Here is a 4086-nt window from a genome sequence, read left to right on the forward strand (position 1 = left end):
ATAACTTTTAATCTTGTTCTTCTGCCAACTCTGCACTATGTTCACTAATCAAATTTGCCTGTAAATCTGTCGGAACAAGTTCATAACTTGCAAATTTTGCTGTAAACGATGCGCGACCACCTGTTAATGAGCTCAACGAAATGCTATAATTATTCAACTCCTTCAATGGGATTTTGGCTTGCAACTTTTGATAACCAGCTTCTGCATCCATTCCCATAATCAATGCTCTTCGACCCTGAAGATCACTCATTACATCACCCATAAAATCAGAAGGAACAAATACTTCCAAATCATATATAGGTTCTAAGATCTTCGGTCCAGCATTACGGAAGGCATCAGCAAAGGCATGACGAGCTGCAAGCATAAACGAAAGTTCATTACTATCAACAGGATGCATTTTACCATCATACACTACTACACGAACGTCACGAGCGTAACTACCTGTCAACGGACCATGTTCCATACAATCCATGATACCTTTTAAAATAGCTGGCATAAAGCGAGAGTCAATTGCTCCGCCGACAACCGAGTTGATAAACACAAGTTTTCCACCCCACTCTAAGTCCACAACTTCCTTGCCTTTGATGTTTACTTTGAACTCTTGGCCATTAAAATTATACATTGTTGGATCGGGCATACCTTCAGCATAAGGTTCTACTATGAGATGAACCTCACCAAATTGACCTGCGCCACCACTTTGTTTCTTATGTCGGTATTCTGCTTTTGCCTTCTTGGTTATCGTCTCTCGATAAGGAATTCGAGGCTCCCCAAACTTCACTTGCAATTTTTCATTATTCTCTAAACGCCACTTCAAGGTTCTCAAATGGAATTCTCCTTGTCCATGAACAATAATCTGTCTCAGCTCTTTACTTTGTTCTACCACCCAGGTTGGATCTTCTTGATGCATCTTTACCATGGCAGCCATGAGCTTTTCTGTATCTTGCGAATTTACCGTTTTTATCGCTCTGCTGTATTTAGAATTAGGATATTTGATAAAATTATAATGCCAATCACAATCTTTTCCATTCAAAGCATTACCTGTTTTTACGTCTTTCAATTTGACTGTACAACCGATATCACCAGCATTTAGCATGTCAACTGCAATACGATTTGCACCTGCACAAGCATAAATTTGCCCCATACGTTCGCGACTTCCACGGTCAGAATTGGTCAAGTCATCACCCGATTTAACCTGTCCACTCATAACTTTGAAGTAGCTAACTTCCCCAATATGCGGCTCCATCCCTGTCTTAAAGAAATACAAACTCGTAGGTCCTTCTGATGCAGGAACAACTTCTTCACCTCGTGAATTGTGTTGTTTTGGCATTTCACTTACAAAGGGAACAACATTTCCAAGGAATTCCATCAAACGCTGAACTCCCATATCTTTTCCTGCACATACACAGAATATAGGGAAAATACTTCGTGTAATCAGGCCTTTCCGAATACCTTCTCGTAATTCATCCTCAGTCAAAGTTTCTTCTTCAAAGAACTTTTCCATCAACTGTTCGTCATTTTCTGCTGCTGCTTCAACTAACTTCTTATGAAGTTCTAAAGCCTTCCCCATTTCCTCTTCTGGAATATCTTCAACTATTGGTGCACCGCCTTCGGGTTTCCAAGAGTATTTCTTCATCACCAAGACATCAATTAAAGCATTGAATCCTGGGCCTGTTTGCAGAGGATATTGAACCTGTACACACTTCGAACCATAAATGTCTTGCATAGAAGAAGTGATACTTTCAAAATCACATTTTTCACTATCTAACTGATTGATTAAGAAGATAACAGGTTTCTTGAGCTTTTCAGTATAACGGAAATTATTTTGAGTTCCAACCTCAGGTCCATACTGACCATTAATCAATATCAAAGCAATATCTGTAACATTCAATGAAGTTATTGCCCCGCCAACAAAGTCATCACTCCCCGGACAGTCGATGATATTCAGCTTCTTATTATTCCATTCAACATGAAATACCGTCGGAAAGACTGAATAACCATACTCTAACTCTACTGGAAAATAATCGCTTACAGTGTTCTTATTCTCAACACTTCCTCGACGTTTAATTATTCCAGCCTCAAAAAGCATACTCTCGGCAAGCGTCGTCTTGCCACTTCCCGCACTGCCAAGCAATGCAATGTTTTTGATTTCATTCGTCTGATAAACTCTCATATCAAAAGATTTAAAGTGTTAGTAATAATTTCATGGTTAGCAAAGATATTATATCTTTGTTGGCCCCTAAGTTAAAAAAAAAGACAAACCAACCAAGAATATTTTAGAAAATTAGTACTTTTGTAGTCAAAAATCACATGGCAGGCCTATATATCCATATCCCTTTTTGTGCAAGTCGGTGCATATACTGCGGATTTTATAGTACTACGCAGCAATCACTTCAACAGAAATATGTTGATATGCTCTGTCATGAAATCGACCTCCGAGCGTCTGAGCTTTTCAACCTTAATACTGATTCTGACAACAAACTCCACACAATATACTTGGGTGGAGGCACTCCAAGTATGCTTTCTTCAGAACAATTAAACCAACTTCTCACATATATATATAAGGTATGGGGCAGCTTATCTGACTTGAAAGAACTCACCATAGAGTGCAATCCCGATGACATTACAGAAGAATTTGCCGTTCAACTTGCTGACTTAAAGTTTAATCGTGTTAGTATGGGAGCACAAACTTTTAGCAATGAACGCCTAAAATTTCTTCACCGCAGACACAATCGAGAGGACATTTTCCAAGCTGTTACACGATTACGTCATGCTGGTATACAAAACATCAGCATTGATTTAATGTTTGGTTTTCCTAATGAAACAATAGTAGACTGGCAAAGAGATATTCGTGAAGCGATTGATTTGGGAGTTGAACATATATCAGCTTATAGTCTGATGTATGAGGAAGGGACATCTCTTTTCAATATGAGGGAACATCAAAAAATTAAAGAAATTGATGAAGAAACAAGTCTCTCCATGTACAATATCCTTATCAACGAGCTAACAAATGCAGGCTATGAGCAATATGAAATCAGTAATTTTGCCCGTCCAGGCTTCCGTAGTTTACACAATAGTAGCTACTGGCATGAAATTCCTTACATTGGACTTGGTGCATCAGCTCACAGCTATCTTAATGGGATTCGAAAATGGAATATCAGCAATCTCAAAAAGTATATGGATGAAATTGTATGCAACAAACTTCCACAAGAGATTGAAATCTTAAGTAAAGACACCCAATACAACGACTTAATCACTACTGCCCTACGGACCAAAGAAGGGATTGATCTCAATAAAATGAAGAATAAATATGGTGAAGAACACTATAACTATTTAATGAAAGAAGCTCAACCTCATATCAATGCGGGGAAAATGAAACTTTCTAAACATCGTCTTTTCATTACAAGAATGGGCCTTTTCACATCCGATGACATCATGAGTGACCTTATTTATATAGCTGATTAAGATATTATTAAACTTTGTTGTCAACTTTATTATTAATGAATTGAACTATAAAACGCACTAAATTTAACTACTATATCAACTTAATTGTCCTATAAACAGATAGTAATAAAATGAGGATTCTTAAGTGTAATATAATTTTACAAAGCAATTTATAACGTCGAGATTTTCAAGTCTTAGCAAAATTATATTTTAATGAACTACTACTTTTTACGAAATCATAACATCCTATGAATCAACACATTAAACAATACCCTTCGTTTTATCTTATCAAAAACCAGAAATAGACTAACAATCTGCGTCAAACTATATGATAAAACATGCCTTTTTACTCGACAATTTGATTCAAATAGAGCGACAAAATGCATCATATCACGTCGTAGAAAGCTTGATTATAAAAAATAAATTCAATATAAAGTTATAATAGAATGCCTAAACATTACTTATAATGTCGTTTCTTTATGATAACAGAAATGGAATAGAAGTGATAGAACGTAAGGCTATATTTTACAAAACGGCAAAAGAATAATCAAGAAAAAGATAGTGTTCATTTGTGAAGTAGAGATCAATTTATGAAAGAATCAAAATCATCAATAACACAAATTCAGCTTTCAAACCTTATATAGT

At 36.4% G+C, this 4086-nt stretch carries 2 protein-coding genes; one reads left to right on the forward strand and one right to left on the reverse strand.

The genetic code is table 11. The annotated features are described in order from the left end of the window. Nucleotides 1–7 precede the first annotated feature (7 nt). A complete protein-coding gene (locus HMPREF9420_RS02855; protein ID WP_007133911.1) occupies nt 8–2170 on the reverse strand; it encodes an elongation factor G in 2163 nt (720 codons plus the stop codon). Nucleotides 2171–2307: 137 nt separating this feature from the next. Here HMPREF9420_RS02855 and hemW point away from each other — a divergent pair, with 137 nt between their 5' ends. Continuing rightward, a complete protein-coding gene (hemW, locus tag HMPREF9420_RS02860) occupies nt 2308–3462 on the forward strand; it encodes a radical SAM family heme chaperone HemW (RefSeq protein ID WP_007133912.1) in 1155 nt (384 codons plus the stop codon). Nucleotides 3463–4086 lie beyond the last annotated feature (624 nt).

The organism is Segatella salivae DSM 15606 (assembly GCF_000185845.1).
In the GTDB taxonomy this organism is placed as follows: domain Bacteria; phylum Bacteroidota; class Bacteroidia; order Bacteroidales; family Bacteroidaceae; genus Prevotella; species Prevotella salivae.

Bases quoted from the DNA above. Each gene is read 5' to 3' on its own strand.
- HMPREF9420_RS02855 (WP_007133911.1), bottom strand. From the start codon at position 2,170: ATGAGAGTTTATCAGACGAATGAAATCAAAAACATTGCATTGCTTGGC.
- hemW (WP_007133912.1), top strand. From the start codon at position 2,308: ATGGCAGGCCTATATATCCATATCCCTTTTTGTGCAAGTCGGTGCATA.